The sequence below is a fragment of the Synechococcus sp. MIT S9503 genome (genome assembly GCF_047304175.1).
Classification (GTDB): Bacteria; Cyanobacteriota; Cyanobacteriia; order PCC-6307; family Cyanobiaceae; genus Synechococcus_C.
Genome location: NZ_CP138955.1, coordinates 13,685 through 30,450, shown reverse-complemented (window position 1 = coordinate 30,450; position 16,766 = coordinate 13,685). Strand labels below are relative to the sequence as shown.

Below are 16,766 nucleotides of genomic sequence, written 5' to 3'. Positions count from 1 at the left end.
CGAAACCTTGACCCTGAATAGCGCTCAACGGAGTTGTGAGCAAGCGTGTCCAGATGGATTGATGTCCATCACGCAACGTTGATTGCAACATCCTGATCAGGAGGGCAGTGGAGGCCGGGCACCAAACAGAGCTGATCCCACCCGCACCCAGGTCGCACCGCAGGCGGCTGCCTCCGGCCAGTCGCCGCTCATGCCCATCGAACACTGCGTCAGATTCAGCTCATCCGCGAGATTGCGGCAATCCCTGAACAGTCCCTGACGCTCGTGAACGTCGAACCCAAGCGGTGCCATGGTCATCAGCCCTGAGGAGTGCAGACCGGGCAACCGGCTCAGCGCAGGCCAGTTCTCCCTCAGCGACTGAGGATCCCAGCCCCCCTTAGCGGGATCTGACCTCAACTTCACCTGAAACAACACCGAAGGACAACAGCCTTCCTCTAGGGCGATGCGGGAGACACGTTCGGCCAGGGTCATCGAGTCGACGGAATGAATCCAGCTGAATGCCTTGACCACCGCACGCACCTTGTTGGCCTGTAGTCGACCAATGAAATGCCAGCGCAGATTTTTGAGATCAGAGAGAGCCTCCTGTTTGGGCAATGCCTCCTGAACGCGGCTTTCCCCGAAATCAACCTGACCGCAGGCCGCAAGCTCTCGCACTGCTGAGGCCGGCTGCATCTTGCTCACCGCGAGCAGATTGACCCCAGGCGGGAGACGCTGTTGCAGCTGCTGCCAGCGGTTCTGAATCTCCGTCACCCGCGCAGTCCCTGTTGCATGGTTCAGATGAAGGTCTGATCGAAGAGCTGCTTCCAGCTGCCGTAATCCTCCGATGCATCACGGCGGCGGCGCGCCAGATTCAATTCCGCATGGTGGCGCGCATCCAGGTAGGGAATCACCTCAAACTGCGCGCCTCGCGGCTGAAGAGTGACGAGAAAGAACATGCGCTGGGCATACAACGTCGCATAAACGTCACGCCCCTCTCCCGCAGGGGCCACTCTGTAGAGCATGCCAAAGGTGGGGTGATTGAGATAACCCTCAGCGCTCACAGTCCTGAAAACGGATATCAAAGAGCACCGTACCTTCCTCGCAGAACAAGAACCGTCACAAGCCCCACAGCAGCCACACCATTCAGAATCCGGTGGCCAGCAGCGTGCGATGCCTGTTCAGGACGGAATGCATCAGCAGGCAGCCAGGTTCCACCCCTGGCAAGCAAGGCTTCCGCACCCTGTTCCGCACGCAGCAGGATGTTGGCGAGAAGGCGCTCACCCACCGAAAGAACAAGACCGAAGGAGGCTTTAAAGCCAAGCTTGCGCAGGTTGACCGCGCGACTGGCCAGTGAACGCAACAGGTTCTGAAGCTCCTCCTGGACCAGCGGCAGAAAGCGCAGAGCCAGCAGCAACTGAAAACTGAGTCGATCAACCGGCACTCCGAGGCGGGCCAGTGGCGCCAGCCACCAGCTCAGCGACCACATCAGCTCCTCACTGGGTGTCGACAGCAACATCAGGTTCACGCTGTGGACAACTGTCACGATCAGGGTGGCGCTGTTCAAGCCGAGCTCGGCCGAACGGCGGTCCACCACAAGCGGCCCCAGTTGCAGAGATCCAAGCTGCAAGGGACCGAGGCGCACCAGCTCCCAAGAGGGCGAACTGAGCGTGACCCCTGGAATCTCATCAGGGGAACGCAGATTGAGGCTGGCTCCGGGATCACCGGTCGGCAGCAGTGTCGCCAACAGGCCAACAACACAGCCGAGAACGGTGACGAGCAGCAACGAACGCCACCACAGGCGAGCCGGTAAGCCACTGACAAGCGTGATCAGCAGCAGGGCCAGCACGAGGGCCACACGCCAGAGCGGACCTGCCAGCACCGGAGTGAGCAGAAACATCAGCACCCACAGCAGCTTCAGCCGGGGATCAAGCCGGCGCAGCCAACCGCCGGCACCATCCACGTACTGCCCGATCGGAATCTGCCTCAGCCAATCCATTCCTCTCAGCCCTGACGGTTCTGCTGCCTGGCGAGATCCCTTTCCGCATCGCGCTGCTGCTTGCCGCGCCAGAAAAGCTTCAACGGCGTTCCTTCAAATCCCAGGCCTTCACGAATCTGACGTTCGACATAGCGTCGGTAGGTGTCACCGAAAAGCTTCGGCTCATTCACGAACAGAGTGAAGCTGGGTGGCCTGCTGGCGACCTGCGTGCCGTAATAGAGCCGGCCCTGACGACCGCCCCTCGTCGTGGGCGGACTCCTCCAGCTGAGAGCTTCCTTCAGCACCTCATTGACCACGGAGGTGCTGACCCGGCGGCGGTGCTGTTCCACCGCCAGAACAGCAAGGGCGAAAATGCTGTCAACGCGCTGCCCCGTGAGCGCGGAGGTGAAGAGCATGGGCGCCCAGTCGAGGAAATAGAGCTTGGACCGCAGCTCCTTTTCCATGGCCGTCATCGTGTGGCTGTCCTTCTCCACGGCATCCCATTTGTTGACAACCACCACGCAGGCTCGACCGTCCTCCTCGATCCGGCCGGCCAGACGCTGATCCTGCTCGGTGACACCGTCGAGGGCATCGATGACCAGCACGCACACATCACTGCGCTCGATCGCCTTGAAACTGCGGTTGATACCGAAGAATTCAGGTCCGTAGTTGACGCTGCGTCGCCGGCGGATGCCGGCCGTGTCGACCAGACGCCAGGGACGGTTCTCACGCACGATGCTGGTGTCGATCGTGTCGCGGGTGGTTCCACGGATCGGACTGACGATGGCCCTCATTTCGCCGCAGATGGAGTTGAGAAGACTTGACTTGCCCACATTGGGACGACCGATGATGGCCATCTGAATGGGCTCTTCCTCGTCTCCCTCCTGGTCCTTGGGAGGCAGGAAGGTGAGCACCCGATCCAGGACCTCTGCGGTGCCTGCCCCGTGAATTGCGGAAATTGGGTAGGGCTCCCCCAGACCGAGGCTCCAGAACTCCGCGGCCATGGCCAGGCCTTGATCAGGTGACTCGCACTTGTTCACCGCGAGCAGCGTGGGACAGCGCTGGCCGCGCAGAAACTCCGCGATGGCCTCATCCGATGCGGTGAGACCCTGCTGACCGTCAACGATCACCACCGCGACACTCGCCTCCTCGAGAGCGAGAGCGGCCTGCACCCGGATTTCAGGCAGAAATTCGCTGTCGTCATCGAACACCAGACCACCGGTATCGACGACCTTGAATTCGCGATCACCCCAGTAGCCATCCTGATAGGTGCGATCACGTGTCACACCGGGTTCGTCATGGACGATCGCCTCACGACTGCGGCAGAGACGATTCACCAGCGTGGACTTGCCGACGTTGGGGCGCCCGATGATCGCGACGACGGGACGCGCCAAGAAGGTCTACAGCGAGAACAGTCTTGACAGTACAGAGGCGCACGCAGGCAGAGAAACACGGAACGGAGACGGCTCGATTTTTCATCTCACCGACAGGAATGGGAATTCTTTCCGGGCGAGACTAATAAGACTCAGATGCGACAGCTAGCGGTGGAGCAGTGAATCCACTGTCACATCGTCATGCTTGAACTGATCGCCACCCTGGTGGTGGACCTCTCGGATCAACAGCTCACCGTTTACGACTCCAACGATGAGATCGTGCGGGTCATCCCCGTGAGCACCGGCAAAGCCTCAACACCAACCCCAACGGGAGAAGCCCAGGTGCTGACCAAGTACCGCTCCGTGACCATGCGAGGACGGGGTTATGTCGCGCCAGGGGTGCCCTACGCCATGTGCATCACCGCCAACGAGATGATCTGCATGCACGGTGCTCCCTGGCAGGAAGATGCCGGCCAGGCCTTCGGTGTCCCCCGCAGCCATGGCTGTGTTCGCATGCCCACGCATCAGGCCCGCTGGCTGTTTGAGAACACGCTCAAGGGCACCAAGGTGGTGATTCAGGTGTGAGATTCATCCCACCGGCGGATCGCCTGGATGCCCCTGCACCGGATCCGCCGGCGCACCCACCAGCGGTGGCATTGCCCCCTGATCCGGGAGCGGCGTCCCGACCGATGCAAGCCAAGCCAGCAACCAGTTCACAGCAGTGGCACGGCGTGTGCGCCTCGGATACAGCTCATCGATGCGGTAGCCACCGAACTGCAGCTGCTGCTTGAGCAGTTGCTTGGATTCCCTGGGGATCGAACGGGTCAGACGAATCGCAGCCGGGCGCGACGCGATCACCTGCGGAGCTTCGGGAAAGGATGCTCTCCATGCCTCTGGCGTTGCTGGGCCGGCCAGCCATGTCCCCGCTCCATCCGAAGGGGCGAGGTAGCCCAGGCGCTCCCAGACCAGAGCTGCCACGAAGCGATCGCTGAGACGATCCTCAAGGATCGCCAGCAACAAGCGGCGACTGAGAGTCCAGCTCAGGGAAATCATCGACGCATGCTGTCATTCACTCCCGCCTGAGCCACGCAGATGCCACAACAGAACCTGCGACACCTCCATTAGCGTCATTCATATGTACGTCTTCGACACGACACTCGAACCGAAGACGTTTCTGTCAGGTGGCGAACAGCTTCAGCGGCTGTTTTTCCGGCTGCCAGACGATGTGATGACAACGGTCAGACGAGATCGCCGACGTCTGCTGAAGACCGTGAGAACAGCCGGAAAGTCCAGCTTTCCCTGGGATGAGGAAGGCAGGGTCTGCTTCAGCTACAGCGGCAAAACCACTGTCAGCACTCCCGTTTTCGCTGACCGCCGTGACGCTCCCCTCGGAAGCCGCGCACTGCAGCGCATTCGCGCGGGGTGCCGTGTGAGGTTGACCATGAAACAGGTGCTGAGCAGACAGCCTCAAGCCGGAACCCGACTTCAGGTGTTGAAGGTGCAGGTGCTCCATCTCGATGCGCCCCACGATGGCGGTCTGGCCAGTCCCCACAGCATCCAGAACGTGACCCTTCAGCTGCCCCTGGATCTGATGCAGGAGGTGGAACGGTTGGCTCTGACGGAAGACTGGTCCAACCAGGCCTGGCTCCGCAACGCCATCGAAGCCCAGGTTCGAGACACGCGCACCCGGCTCGGGCTGGATGACGTCGCGGCCTGAGCGCAAACGGATCCTGCGGGTGGCGAAGATGCCTGAACCGAATCCATTCCCGATGGTCAGGGATCTGCAGCTGAGTGGAAGCAGCGTTGAGCGCGTGCTGCGCTGCAGGGTGCTGCAGTCTCCGCTAGCCGGCGTCAGCGACAGAATTTTTCGCACTCTGGTGAGGCGCTGGGCACCCGATGCACTGCTGTTCACAGAAATGGTCAACGCCACCAGCCTCGAGCTCGGCCATGGACGGTGCAAGGTCGAGGAACTGAGCGAGGAGGTCGGACCGATCGGCGTTCAGCTGTTCGATCACAGACCAGAGGCGATGGCTGATGCAGCCCGTCGAGCCGAGGACGCAGGGGCGTTCCTGATCGACATCAACATGGGCTGTCCCGTCAGGAAGATCGCCCGCAAGGGCGGTGGCAGCGGCCTGATCCGCGATCCCGAACTCGCCTGCCGGATCGTGGAATCCGTGGCATCAGCTGTTGGGGTGCCCGTCACGGTGAAAACCCGCCTCGGCTGGTGCAATCCCATCGAGCACGAAACGCGTGATCACACGGCGGTGGACTGGTGCAGACAGCTTCAGAATTCGGGCGCCACATTGCTGACGCTGCATGGCCGCACCAGGGAGCAACGCTTCAGCGGCACAGCCGACTGGCAAGCCATTGCCAGCGTCAAACAGGCACTCAGCATTCCCGTCATCGCCAACGGCGATGTCTACAGCCCCGATGACGCCGTCCGTTGCCTGGCGATAACGGGCGCCGACGGGGTGATGGTGGGCAGAGGAACCATGGGTGCCCCCTGGCTCGCGGGCCAGATCGATGCGGCACTGAGCGGTCGCACCATTCCACGCACGCCAGGGCCTCGGGAACGCCTGAAGCTGGCGTCCGAGCAACTGCAGGCCCTTGTTGCCTCGCGCGGGGATCACGGACTGCTGATCGCCAGGAAACACATGAGCTGGACCTGCACCGGGTTCAGCGGCGCATCTCAGTTCCGCCAGAAATTGATGCGTGCGCCTACCCCTGATCAGGCGCTGACACTGCTCCAGCAGCAGCAGGAGCAGCTGGCTTGACCCTGCTGCCGCTTGTGGTTCTGTTCTGGCCAATCTGGTTGAGCCGACAACCCGAGCAGCAAAGCCCGATCTGGAAGCGACGAAGCCTGATCCTGCTGATCAGCCTGCTGACCGCCCGTTACCTGCACTGGAGGGTCACCTGCAGCCTCAACCTGAGCACGCACCTGAGCACTGGGCTGAGCCTGGTGCTGCTGACTGCGGAAGCCTGGCTGCTGCTTTCGGGACTGTTGCCGTTATGGCTGGCCTGGCGTCGCTTCCCCGACCGCCGCAGCGAGATGCAACAACTGAAACAGCAATGGCAGAACAGCTCCTGGCGACCGACGGTCGACATCCTCGTGCCTACCTACGGCGAACCCCTGCAGGTGCTGGAACGCAGTCTGATCGCCTGTTGCCATCTGAATTACCGCAACAGTCATGTCTGGGTTCTGGATGACAGCGGCCGAAACGAGGTGAAGCAGCTGGCGCTCAGACTCGGCTGCCGTTACCGCCATCGTCCGAGCCGCACCAGCGCCAAAGCCGGCAATCTCAATGACGGGCTTCGGCACTGCAGCGGCGAGCTGGTGGCGGTGTTCGATGCAGACTTTATTCCTCAGCAAGACTTTCTCGATTGCTGCATCGGCTTTCTGCAGGATCCCTCGGTGGGGCTGCTTCAAACCCCGCAGACATTCATCAATGCCGACCCGGTGATGCGCAATCTCGGCATGGAGCCTTGGTTGCTGCCTGATGAAGAGAGCTTTTATCGCTGGATTGAACCCGTCCGCGACGGCTGGGGAGCTGTGGTCTGCGCCGGCACAGCATTTCTGGCGCGTCGCAGCGCCATCGATTCGGTCGGCGGATTCAGGGAGCAGGCGATCTCAGAGGATTTCGTGACCGGTCTGCGGCTCCGTCGCCGCGGCTGGAAACTGCTGTATCTCCAGCAAAAACTCAGTGCCGGGCTCGCAGCTGAGACCATGGCCGACTTCGTGCGACAACGGCAGCGCTGGGCGAACGGAACGCTGCAAAGCCTGCGACTCCATGACGGACCGCTGGGCCGGGGTGACCTGCGTGTCGGTGAACGGATGGCTTACCTCGAGGGCGTTGTGCACTGGTTCAACAACATGCCCAGGCTGGTGCTGATGTTGATGCCGCTCAGCTACGGCCTGCTCAACACCGTTCCCATTCTGATCAGCACTGATGAAGCCCTGCGCATGCTGTTGCCGCTCTGGGCCACACTCCTGCTCAGCATCGGCTGGATCAACAGGGGCTCCCGCACCGCTTTGCTGAGCGAACTCACCGGCTGGGTGCTGACGGTGCCGCTGACGCTGACCGTGTTCACCAATCTGATGGGACGCATCGGCGGCTTTCGCGTGACGCCGAAACACCAGCGACGAGACCAAGGCAGCTTCAGCCTCATGCTGGTGAGTCCTCTGCTGGTGCTGCTGCTGCTGAACGTGGTCAACCTGCACGGGTTGATCACAGTGACCTCACTGAACAGCGACGTCTTCGACTCACGCACGCTTGGACTGACCTGGGCCGTGATCAATCTGTTCAGCCTCTGGATTGCACTGCGAGCCTGCTGGGATCCACCTGCCAGGGATCCTGCTCCCTGGCAGGCCGCACTTCTGCCGGCAGCTCTTGAGACCAGCGATGGACAGTGGGCGTCTTGTCAAATCACAGCGCTCAGTGAAAGCGGCGTGGAACTGAACATGCCCGGCGCGATGTCTTCGCAGCTGACCATCACACGCCTGCGCTGGACAGACGCTGTGCCCGCTCTGCCCGTCGTGCAGGAAAGCAGGCAGGGCCAGCGATTTGCGCTGCGCTGGCAAGAGCTCAGCGACCGGCATCGACAACTGCTCATCCTCTGGCTGTTCTGCAGGCCTGGATGCTGGCCGGACCGTCAGGCCCCGCCGGAATGGCGAGCCCTCATGGCCTTGATCAGCCGTCTGCTGATCCTGCCGGCACGCCGGCCCTTCAGCCGCTGCCTGACGGCTCAGACGCCACTGCAGTGAGGTCAACCAAGCAAGAGATCACGGGTCCCCGTGATCGCCTGAGTAGCCAGCAGAAGTGCCACAAGAATATTTAGAGCCACGTGAATCCGACGCATCCACAGGCGCCCGGCGATCTCCCGCTGACAGGCCATGGTCAGCAACAGAAATGCGATCAGCAGCAGCCCACCCCAGGTGTGCGACTGCCAGACCTCAGCGGCAGCAAGCGAACGCCGGCTCACGAGTGATGGCTCGATCGTGATCAGCAGCAGAAACAGCCAGCAGCTCCAGGAGAAGAGCAGTCGCAGCGCCAGTCTGCGGGTGCGCAGCAGGGCCACAAACGACACCACAACCCCCGTGGCCTGAAGGATTGCGACGGCCCAGCTGCTGAACCCCACGCCGACATCAGCCAGGTCATGGCTCAGAGCGAACAGGACAGCCAACAGCAGACCAGCCGTCGCCCAGCGACCATGATCAACATGCTCAATGGGCACAGTTGGAGCGATGGGATTGATTTCCAGTCGGCGTTCCCTGGCCAGAATTCCCAACCGGATCGTTGCACCGATCACCGGGTAGACAAACAGGATGATCAGCACCGGATGAACCAGCGCCAGCCATTGCAAGGGCGTCAGCGGTTGCAGAGCGGCAATCAAGGCAACACCTCAGGCCAGATCTGACGGACAAGCAGCAGTGAGAAGTAAGGCTTCAGATCGTCAGGCACCGCCCGAGCCGGAGCCACCCACTGATCGGGCCAGCCAACCCGCTGGGCGAACAGTGCTTGATCGAGGAGTCCTGCCTGCTCCAGCGCGGCGCGCACCCAGGACCAGCGCTGCCCCACTTTGAGCAAACCGAGCACCGTGGATGTTCGACGTGCACTGTCAAGCAAAGCGGTGAACTCGGCCTCCGTGTCCGGACAGGGGCGAATCAGCAGACCCTCCTGCTGAAAGGCCAGAGGAATGTCGTGAGATCCCTCCACTGCGGCAGCAGCCGCTGCACACACCGATGGAATCCCTGGAATCAAAGCGAATGGCACATCAGGGTGACGGCGTCGTAAAGCCAGCTGCACATAGCTCCCTGTTGCGAAGAGCGACACATCCCCTTCGCAGAGCAGCACCACACGTTTGCCGGCTCGAACCTCGTCGACCAGCGCATCAGCAGCAGCTCTCCAGGCTGCGATCCGTGGTTCAGCCTCAGCCACCATCGGAAACAGCAGTGGCAGGCAACGCTGATCAGGACGAAGCCAGCGTGAGGCGATCGCAAGGGCCATGCCCTCCGCCCCCTCATGAGCAATGGGATGGGCAATGACATCAGCGGCTTCGAGAGCTCGAACAGCCGCCACAGTGAGCAGCTCGGGATTTCCCGGGCCGACACCGACCAGCGTCAGCTGAACCGCAGAACACTCGGACGAGGTGGACAAAGGCAATGGGACCCAACCAGCCATCCAGCATGCTGAACAGGGTGGCAGCAGCCGCATTCACCGCTACTCAGCTGACTCCAGAACGATGAGTGAACTGACGCTGTATTCAGCAGCCACCAAGGCCGTTCTGCTGCAAACCCGGGAGTGCGGGCGGATTCGGGATGTACTGAAGCAACGGGGCATCGGATTCGAACGCTGGCCCGCACAGCATCAGCTGGATTGCGATGCCTCTATCGCGCAGATCCTGGCGACTTACAAACGTGAAATCGAATGGACTCAGGAGCGGGGCAACTTCCCAAGTGTCGATGCCATCCGCGTGCTGCCCGATCATCCGGATCGAGAGAGCCTGCGCCAGAAATTTCTCAAGGAGCACGTTCACGCTGAAGATGAGGTGCGCTTCTTCGTCGAAGGCTGTGGTCTTTTCTGCCTCCACATCGGCGACGAAGTGGTACAGGTGCTCTGCGAAACCAACGACTGGATCAGCGTTCCAGCAGGAACCCGCCACTGGTTCGACATGGGCGCGAAACCCCGTTTCTGCACGTTGAGGTTTTTCAACAACCCCAGCGGCTGGGTCGCAGAGTTCACCGGGGACACGATCGCCGATCGCTATCCCCGACTCAGAGCATCATAAAGATCAAGCCGCCAGGAGCAGACGGGCGTCAACAGAGGATTTCAATGATGCGGCTCCGCAGGTCGGCAGCTCGGTGACCAGCGACTCTTCGCTCAGCAGCATCGCCGCTTCCAGATCAGAGCATCGTCCGATCAGATCGCGGACCAGAGGGTTGGACTTGAGTCCATCCCATTGCTCGTCCGTGGTGCCGTTACGCAAGGCCTGCAGCGAATCAGCGACAGCGGTCACAGGGTCAGACATCGACATCGCAAAGTGACTGGGTCAATTCTAGAACTGACCCAGGCTCCATGGCGCGTCTCTTCAGACTTCTTTTGGACCCTTGTTACGAACCTCCCTGCAGGCGGGCCATTGGCTGAAGCTGATCAGGCGTCGACGCCAACCGAGTGCATGCGCACTGCTTCCGGAGCAGACAGTTCGCCGCGCAGCGCATCGACTTCAGCCGCGGCCAGTTCTTGAAGCCGTTTCACAATCACATCCCTGGGATAACGGTCGGCGCAGAGCACCCAGTAAAGGCCGAAGTGACGCGCTTCGCTTTTCAGCAGATCGCCGTAGAGCAGGCGCAGATCAGGATCAGGACTGTGCTCTGCCAGCAGCGCCATGCGTTCATGACTGCGGGCTTCGATCAGTCCGGAAACCAGGAAGGAATCGAGCATGCGCTGGGGTTCACCACGGCGAACCTGCTTGGCCAGCCATGCTCCGTAACCGGGTGAGGGCAGAGGCTCGAGGTAGCGTCCCCGCTCTTTGAGAAGTCTCAACACCCGTTCAAAATGCTCCAGCTCCTCTCGCGCAAGCGGGCTGAGGGCCTCACCGAGACCGGGCTCGCAGAGATAGCGGAACATCATCTGCACCGCCACACCGGCAGCTTTGCGCTCGCAGTGGGCATGGTCGATCAGCACTTGCATCGGCCTGGCAATGGCCTGCTCGACCCAGAGTCGGCTTGTGGGTGCTGCCAGCCAGCGGATGCTCGACACCGACGATGTGATGGTCATGCTGCAGCCCGGTGCAGATGATTCAGCAGACCGTCGAAAGCCAGGTCATAACTGAATGACCCGAAGCCACTCACCACCCCAACCGCACGGTCAGCCAGGAATGACTGGTGGCGAAAGGGTTCGCGGGCATGCGTGTTGCTGAGATGAAGCTCGACAAAGGGAATCGCAACCCCAAGCAGCGCATCACGCAAGGCGATCGAGGTGTGGGTGTAGGCCCCGGCATTCACCAGGATCCCGTTGACCTCGCCCATGGCCTGGTGCACACGCTCAACCAGAGCACCCTCGAAATTGCTCTGAAAGCACTCCAGCTGCACGCCAGCAGCCAGGGCGCGTTCCTGCAAAGCACGCTCAATCTCTCCGAGGGTCTGATGTCCGTAGAGACCAGGCTCTCGCTGCCCCAGCAGGTTGAGGTTGGGGCCATTCAGGAGCAGCAGGCGCATGGCCTCTCGTGAAATCCTTCCAGATCCGATCGTATCGAGAACCAACGAGAGGCACAGCCTTCTGAAAGGATCGCCGGGTCGACTGGTAAGTTCTTCGAGTGGTTCGGGTCGGTGCCCGAGTGGTTAATGGGGGCGGACTGTAAATCCGCTGGCTCTGCCTACGTTGGTTCAAATCCAACCCGGCCCATCCACCACACGCCCTTGTAGCTCAGCGGTAGAGCACTCCCTTGGTAAGGGAGAGGTCTCGAGTTCAAGTCTCGACAAGGGCTTCGTTCAACACCCCGGCACCGGGTGTTGAATCCGTAGACGATCAGCGAATCATCGCTGCTCCGTCATTGCGATGCCCTCCGGATCGCACAGAGCTGAACGAGGGAGCAGGTTGTGGATAATCCCTTGCCCCGAAGTGGATCGTGGCGACTGGCGATCAGCGCAGCTAGCACTTGAAAAACGACTCGGCCATGGCAGCAACGCCCCTCCTTCTCGCACTGGATCAGGGCACCAGCAGTTCCCGCGCCGCTCTGTTTGACCCGCGTGGCTATCCGGTGGCCAGCGCCAGCGCGCCCCTTGCCATCAGCTACCCGGCGGACGGATGGGTGGAACAGAATCCCCACGAAATCTGGGAGAGTCAGCGACTGGCGATGGAGCGTCTGGAACAGACGATCAGCCAGGAGCAGAGAGACGCTGTTGTCGCCTGCGGCGTGACCAACCAGAGAGAAACAACCATCCTGTGGCGGCGCAGCGATGGACACCACTGCGGCCCAGCCCTGGTGTGGCAGGACGGGCGCACATCAGACATCTGCCAGCAGTGGAAGGACGCAGGTCTGGAGCAGGAATGGCATGCCCGCACAGGTCTGCTCCTCGACCCCTACTTCAGTGCCAGCAAAATCCGCTGGCTGATGCTGAATGAACCAGACGCGGCAAGTGCCGCCAGCAGTGATGATCTCTGCTTCGGCACGGTGGACAGCTGGTTGCTGTGGCACCTCAGCGGAAGCCAGCTGCACTGCTCAGACATGAGCAATGCCAGCCGAACACTGCTGATGGACCTGACACAACGTCAGTGGGTGGATGCATTCTGCGAACAGACAGGTCTGCCCAGGAGCGCACTGCCTGAGCTGGTGCCCTGCCGCGGCGATTTCGGGTCGATCGCAGCGGGACTGCCCTTTTCCGGAGTGCCGATCCGTGCACTGCTCGGTGACCAGCAGGCCGCCACGCTCGGACAGTTGTGCCTGAGACCGGGTGAAGCCAAATGCACCTACGGCACGGGGGCCTTTCTGGTGGTGAACACCGGCGGCACAATTCATCGCAGTGATGCCGGATTGCTGAGCACCCTCGGCTGGACCGACGATCAGGGAGACCCCACCTACTGCCTTGAGGGCAGTCTCTTCAACGCGGGCACGGTGGTGCAGTGGCTGCGTGACGGTCTGGGGATCATTGACAGCGCGGAGGAGGTCAACCCGCTGGCGCTCAGCGTTGCCGATTCGGGAGGCGTCATGCTCGTTCCCGCCTTCACGGGCTGGGGCACCCCTCACTGGGATCCGAGTGCTCGGGGCCTGCTGATCGGGCTGACCCGCGACACCGGTCGAGGCCAGATCGCCCGTGCAGCCCTTGAAGGCATTGCGCTCTCGGTGGCGAGCCTGGTGCAGCTGGCGGAGCAGGCCATCGGAAAGGGGCTTGGAGAACTTGCCGTCGATGGAGGCGCGGCCGCCTCGGACCCATTGCTGCAGGCCCAGGCCGACAGCACCGGCCTGAAGGTTCGACGCCCCTCCTATCTCCAGAGCACCGCCCGTGGAGTCGCTCTGCTGGCGGGCGTTCAGGCCGGAGTGATCAGCAGCCTGCAGGATCTGGAGTCCCTGCATGGCGAGCAGGCGGACATTTTCAGTCCCTCAATCAGTTCCAAACAACGCCAGACGTGGTTGATGCACTGGAACGACGCCATTTCAAGGAGCCTGCGCTGGCATGAATGACGACAGCTTCGATCTGCTGGTGATCGGAGGCGGAGCCAGCGGAGCCTGCCTGACCTATGAAGCCGTGAGCCGGGGGCTCAAAGTGGCCCTGCTTGAAGGCCATGACCTTGGCGGCGGCACAAGCTCCCGCAGCACCAAGCTGTTGCACGGAGGGGTTCGCTATCTCGAACTGGCCTTCAAGACCGCCGACACCGCGCAGCTGCGACTGGTGAGAGAGGCCCTGCTTGAGCGTGGTCACTGGCTGAGACAGGCGCCGTTTCTTGCTCATCGCCTTGAACTGGCTCTACCCACCGGCGGACTGATCGGTCAGCTCTACTACCGCCTGGGGCTGGGCCTTTACGACGCTCTCTCAGGCCGAGCAGGGATCGGCAGCAGCCGGCTGCTGTCACGATCCCTGCTGCGTGAGGCACTGCCCGAACTGCGCAGTGATGTGAGCGGGGGAGTCGCCTACAGCGATGGACAGTTCGACGATGCCAGGCTGAACCTGCTGATGGCCCTCACCGCCGAGAGAGCCGGGGCGGTGGTGCGCACACGAACACCGGTGGTGGAGCTGGAGAAAGACAGCAACGGCAGCGTGTGTGGCGCGATCAGTGAAAATGCGGAAGGAGAGAGCCAGCGCTGGCGTGCCCGCGTGGTGGTCAACGCCACAGGAATCCATGCCGATGCTCTCAGGCGCATGGCCGACCCCGACTGCCAGGTGCGCATGCTCACCAGCCGCGGGGTTCACATCGTTCTGAAGCAGCAACTGTGCCCCCAACGCATCGGCCTGCTGCTGCCCTCCACCGATGACGGCAGGGTTCTGTTCATGCTGCCCTTCTTCGGGCGCACGTTGGTGGGAACGACCGACACACCCTGCAGCCAGCCTCAGGCGGCGATCCCATCAGATGAAGAGCAGAGCTATCTGCTCGACTACGTGAAGCGTTGGTTCCCGAAGCTGAACGACACCGCAATCGGCAGTTGCTGGGCCGGAGGAAGACCCTTGCTCAAACCTGCCGGTGCCGACGTGAACAGCAGCAGAGTGGTTCGTGAGCACGAAGTTGAAACCCAGCCCAGCGGCCTGGTGAGCGTGCTGGGGGGCAAATGGACGACCTGCCGTCCCATGGCTCTCGACACTCTGACCGCCGTTTACAGGCAACTCGGCCAGTCACTGCCCGCTGCAAGGCAGTTGCCTCTGATCGGCTCGGACGCCGATCCAGAGCAAACCCCCGACCGCCTGATGGTCCAGCGATCGACACTCCGGGGACTGCTGCCTGACTCGCCGACGCAGGCGGAACAGATTGAACATCTCGAAAGCAGTCATGGCCTGCATGCTGCGGCCCTGGTCGGCAGCTGGACGGAAAAGGATCGAGAACCACTGAGTGAGGTGATGCCCATCTGCCGGGGTGAACTGCAGCATGCCATCGAGCAGGAGAAGGCGAGAAGCCTCACCGATGTGCTTGCCCGGCGCAGCCGACTGGCCATGATCGACCTGGAGGAAGCGCAGCGGTTGACGCCATTGGTGAATGAGCTTCTGCAGCAACACGGCCACGGCGACAGCACTCCTCTGGAACTGCATCACTGACAAGCAATACCACCAGCGATCGGTTCAGTGATCAGGTTTGACGTCTTCCACTTCACCGATCAGCCACCAACTAAATCCATGGGCTGGCAGGTAGACGAACCAGTCCTCTGAGGCGGGCGGATATTCACAGCCCCAGAACACCTCGCGGGTGCGCTCACCGCTCCAGCGGCTGAGGTCAAGGTGCAAGGAAGCCCCTGCAGCGGAGAGGTTGGCAGCCACCAGCACCGTCATGCTGCCGTCACAGCGCACATAGCTGATCACACCGGGATGGGGACATTTCAGCAGCTCGAAATCGCCATGACGCAGGGCAGGCAACAACCGCCGGCAAGTGAGCATGCGCCGGTGCCAGTTCAGCAGCGACCCCGGGAGCTGCTTCTGAACCTCCACATTGACCACCCGGTAGTCGTAGCCAGGAGCAGTGATCGGCGGCAGCACCAGCAGCGGATCCGGTGCGGTTGAGAAGCCTCCGTTGCGCGCAGGCGTCCAGGCCATGGGGGTGCGGTTGGGGTCACGGTCCCGCAACCCCGGCCAGTCGCCCATTCCCAGCTCATCGCCGTAATACAGACAGGGCATCCCCGGCAGGCTGTAAAGCAGAGCGTGCAGAACGCGATTGGAACCAGGATCGCCGTTGAGCAATGGCGCCAGACGACGGTTGATGCCCCAGTTGAGCCAGTGACCCTGGCCCTGATGAAGACCGGCACGGATGGTCTGAATCACCTCCTCCGGAATCAGGTGGCCATCTCCCAGCCACAACTCGTCGTGGTTGCGCAAGGGAAGAGCCCAGCGGCAGCCGCTGACCACCTGCTGCGCTTCCTCCAGAGACTTACGCAGATTGTCAACCCTGCCGCTGGCAATCGCTGCGAAGAGGTGCGCTGTCAGAACAAAGTTGTAGGCGCCGTGCAGCTCATCCTTCAACAGGTAAGGCGCAATTTCTTCAACGGGCTGGATCGCCTCCCCGAGCAGCAGAACATCCCGGCCATGGGAATCCACCCGCTCACGCAGTCGTTTGAGAAATGCATGGGTTTCTGGCAGTCCTTCACAGCGCGATCCCTCTTCCTCACACAGGAAGGGAACGGCATCAAGGCGGAACCCATCGACGCCGCGATCGATCCAGAAATCCACCACATCCAGCATCGCCTCCTGCACGAACGGATTGGCGTAGTTGAGATCAGGCTGATGACGCAGAAAACGGTGTAGGAAGTATTGACCGGCCACCTCATCCCATTCCCAGTTCGATGACTCGAAATGGCGGAAGAGCACCGGGGCGTCCGCGTAGCGATGGGGGTCATCACTCCAGACGTAGATCTCGCGTTCCGGGCTGCCCTGAGGTGCCCATCGAGCACGCTGAAACCAGGGATGAAGCGTGCTGGTGTGGTTCATCACCAGGTCCATCACCACCTTGAGGCCCTGAGCATGCGCCGCCGTTAGAAAGCGATGAAACGCCGCAAGATCTCCCAGATCCGGATGAATCGCCTTGAAGTCGGTGATGTCATATCCACCGTCATCGAGTGGTGAGGGATAGATCGGCGTCAACCAGATCGCCTCAACGCCCAGCCAGCGCAGGTAAGGGAGCCGGCCTGCCAGACCCTGCAGGTCTCCGATCCCATCTCCGTTGCCATCGCGGTAACTGCGCACGATCAGCTGATAGATGACGGCGCCGTTCCACCACGGCTGCTGCTGACTCATCAGGCCGTTGCCT

General features: G+C 61.7%; 18 protein-coding genes and 2 tRNA genes. 9 read left to right on the top strand and 11 right to left on the bottom strand.

From position 1 onward, the window contains the following. Positions 1–96: 96 nt before the first annotated feature. Genes SIB56_RS00165 through der form a run of 4 tightly spaced genes read right to left on the bottom strand, consistent with a single transcriptional unit; the run spans position 97 to position 3,348 of the window. Positions 97–750, bottom strand: coding sequence for a YggS family pyridoxal phosphate-dependent enzyme (locus tag SIB56_RS00165; RefSeq protein ID WP_413324549.1), 654 nt, complete (start codon positions 748–750; stop codon positions 97–99). A gap of 23 nt (positions 751–773) precedes the next feature. Further along, positions 774–1,040 (bottom strand): PipX family protein, encoded by a 267-nt coding sequence (locus tag SIB56_RS00160; protein WP_067093917.1) that lies wholly within the window; start codon positions 1,038–1,040, stop codon positions 774–776. Positions 1,041–1,057: 17 nt separating this feature from the next. Continuing rightward, positions 1,058–1,975, bottom strand: a complete 918-nt coding sequence (locus tag SIB56_RS00155; RefSeq protein ID WP_413324548.1) for an energy-coupling factor transporter transmembrane component T family protein — start codon at positions 1,973–1,975, stop codon at positions 1,058–1,060. 5 nt (positions 1,976–1,980) lie between these two features. Continuing rightward, positions 1,981–3,348, bottom strand: a complete 1,368-nt coding sequence (der, locus tag SIB56_RS00150) for a ribosome biogenesis GTPase Der (RefSeq protein ID WP_413324547.1) — start codon at positions 3,346–3,348, stop codon at positions 1,981–1,983. 180 nt (positions 3,349–3,528) lie between these two features. On the opposite strand from der, the gene SIB56_RS00145 reads away from it, so the two are divergent. Beyond that, entirely contained in the window at positions 3,529–3,912 is a 384-nt protein-coding gene (locus SIB56_RS00145; protein ID WP_413324546.1) for a L,D-transpeptidase, read from the top strand. 3 nt (positions 3,913–3,915) lie between these two features. Here SIB56_RS00145 and SIB56_RS00140 read toward each other — a convergent pair whose 3' ends face one another. After that, positions 3,916–4,380: a DUF1823 family protein gene (locus SIB56_RS00140; RefSeq protein ID WP_413324545.1), complete on the bottom strand. Its 465-nt coding sequence runs from the start codon at positions 4,378–4,380 to the stop codon at positions 3,916–3,918. Between the two features lie 175 nt (positions 4,381–4,555). Between SIB56_RS00140 and SIB56_RS00135 the strand changes: the two genes are divergently transcribed. From SIB56_RS00135 to SIB56_RS00125, 3 genes are read left to right on the top strand one after another with little or no spacing between them, the layout of a single operon-like run. Next, complete coding sequence (locus SIB56_RS00135; protein WP_413324544.1) at positions 4,556–5,044, top strand: hypothetical protein; 489 nt, start codon at positions 4,556–4,558, stop codon at positions 5,042–5,044. Positions 5,045–5,096: 52 nt separating this feature from the next. Then, entirely contained in the window at positions 5,097–6,101 is a 1,005-nt protein-coding gene (dusB, locus tag SIB56_RS00130; protein WP_413326980.1) for a tRNA dihydrouridine synthase DusB, read from the top strand. Continuing rightward, positions 6,098–8,089 (top strand): glycosyltransferase family 2 protein, encoded by a 1,992-nt coding sequence (locus SIB56_RS00125; RefSeq protein WP_413324543.1) that lies wholly within the window; start codon positions 6,098–6,100, stop codon positions 8,087–8,089. The genes dusB and SIB56_RS00125 overlap by 4 nt, the downstream gene beginning before the upstream one ends. 2 nt (positions 8,090–8,091) lie before the next feature. Here the strand turns inward: SIB56_RS00125 and SIB56_RS00120 are convergent, their stop codons facing one another. After that, positions 8,092–8,718 carry a DUF4079 domain-containing protein gene (locus SIB56_RS00120; protein WP_413324542.1) on the bottom strand — a complete coding sequence of 209 codons (627 nt, stop codon included), beginning with the start codon at positions 8,716–8,718 and terminating at the stop codon, positions 8,092–8,094. After that, on the bottom strand, positions 8,715–9,506 hold the full coding sequence (gene cobI, locus SIB56_RS00115; protein ID WP_413324541.1) for a precorrin-2 C(20)-methyltransferase: 792 nt from the start codon (positions 9,504–9,506) through the stop codon (positions 8,715–8,717). The genes SIB56_RS00120 and cobI overlap by 4 nt, the downstream gene beginning before the upstream one ends. Before the next feature lie 61 nt (positions 9,507–9,567). Here cobI and SIB56_RS00110 point away from each other — a divergent pair, with 61 nt between their 5' ends. Next, the gene (locus tag SIB56_RS00110; protein WP_413324540.1) at positions 9,568–10,113 is read left to right on the top strand and encodes a 1,2-dihydroxy-3-keto-5-methylthiopentene dioxygenase; all 546 of its coding nucleotides are present in this window, start codon (positions 9,568–9,570) and stop codon (positions 10,111–10,113) included. Between the two features lie 3 nt (positions 10,114–10,116). Here SIB56_RS00110 and SIB56_RS00105 read toward each other — a convergent pair whose 3' ends face one another. The 3 genes from SIB56_RS00105 to aroQ all read right to left on the bottom strand — a co-directional run bounded on the left by SIB56_RS00105 (position 10,117) and on the right by aroQ (position 11,542). Continuing rightward, on the bottom strand, positions 10,117–10,353 hold the full coding sequence (locus tag SIB56_RS00105; protein ID WP_413324539.1) for a hypothetical protein: 237 nt from the start codon (positions 10,351–10,353) through the stop codon (positions 10,117–10,119). A gap of 122 nt (positions 10,354–10,475) precedes the next feature. Continuing rightward, positions 10,476–11,102: a tRNA-(ms[2]io[6]A)-hydroxylase gene (locus SIB56_RS00100; protein WP_413324538.1), complete on the bottom strand. Its 627-nt coding sequence runs from the start codon at positions 11,100–11,102 to the stop codon at positions 10,476–10,478. Then, positions 11,099–11,542, bottom strand: coding sequence for a type II 3-dehydroquinate dehydratase (gene aroQ / locus SIB56_RS00095; RefSeq protein WP_413324537.1), 444 nt, complete (start codon positions 11,540–11,542; stop codon positions 11,099–11,101). Before aroQ ends, SIB56_RS00100 begins: the two co-directional genes overlap by 4 nt. A 105-nt stretch (positions 11,543–11,647) precedes the next feature. On the opposite strand from aroQ, the gene SIB56_RS00090 reads away from it, so the two are divergent. From SIB56_RS00090 to SIB56_RS00075, 4 genes are all read left to right on the top strand, one after another. After that, positions 11,648–11,729 (top strand) — tRNA-Tyr (locus SIB56_RS00090). Between the two features lie 10 nt (positions 11,730–11,739). Further along, positions 11,740–11,811: transfer RNA gene (locus SIB56_RS00085), tRNA-Thr, on the top strand. Positions 11,812–12,000: 189 nt separating this feature from the next. After that, positions 12,001–13,506, top strand: coding sequence for a glycerol kinase GlpK (glpK, locus tag SIB56_RS00080; RefSeq protein ID WP_413324536.1), 1,506 nt, complete (start codon positions 12,001–12,003; stop codon positions 13,504–13,506). After that, the gene (locus SIB56_RS00075; RefSeq protein ID WP_413324535.1) at positions 13,499–15,067 is read left to right on the top strand and encodes an FAD-dependent oxidoreductase; all 1,569 of its coding nucleotides are present in this window, start codon (positions 13,499–13,501) and stop codon (positions 15,065–15,067) included. Before glpK ends, SIB56_RS00075 begins: the two co-directional genes overlap by 8 nt. 24 nt (positions 15,068–15,091) lie before the next feature. Here SIB56_RS00075 and SIB56_RS00070 read toward each other — a convergent pair whose 3' ends face one another. Further along, positions 15,092–16,753: an alpha-amylase family protein gene (locus SIB56_RS00070; RefSeq protein WP_413324534.1), complete on the bottom strand. Its 1,662-nt coding sequence runs from the start codon at positions 16,751–16,753 to the stop codon at positions 15,092–15,094. Positions 16,754–16,766 lie beyond the last annotated feature (13 nt).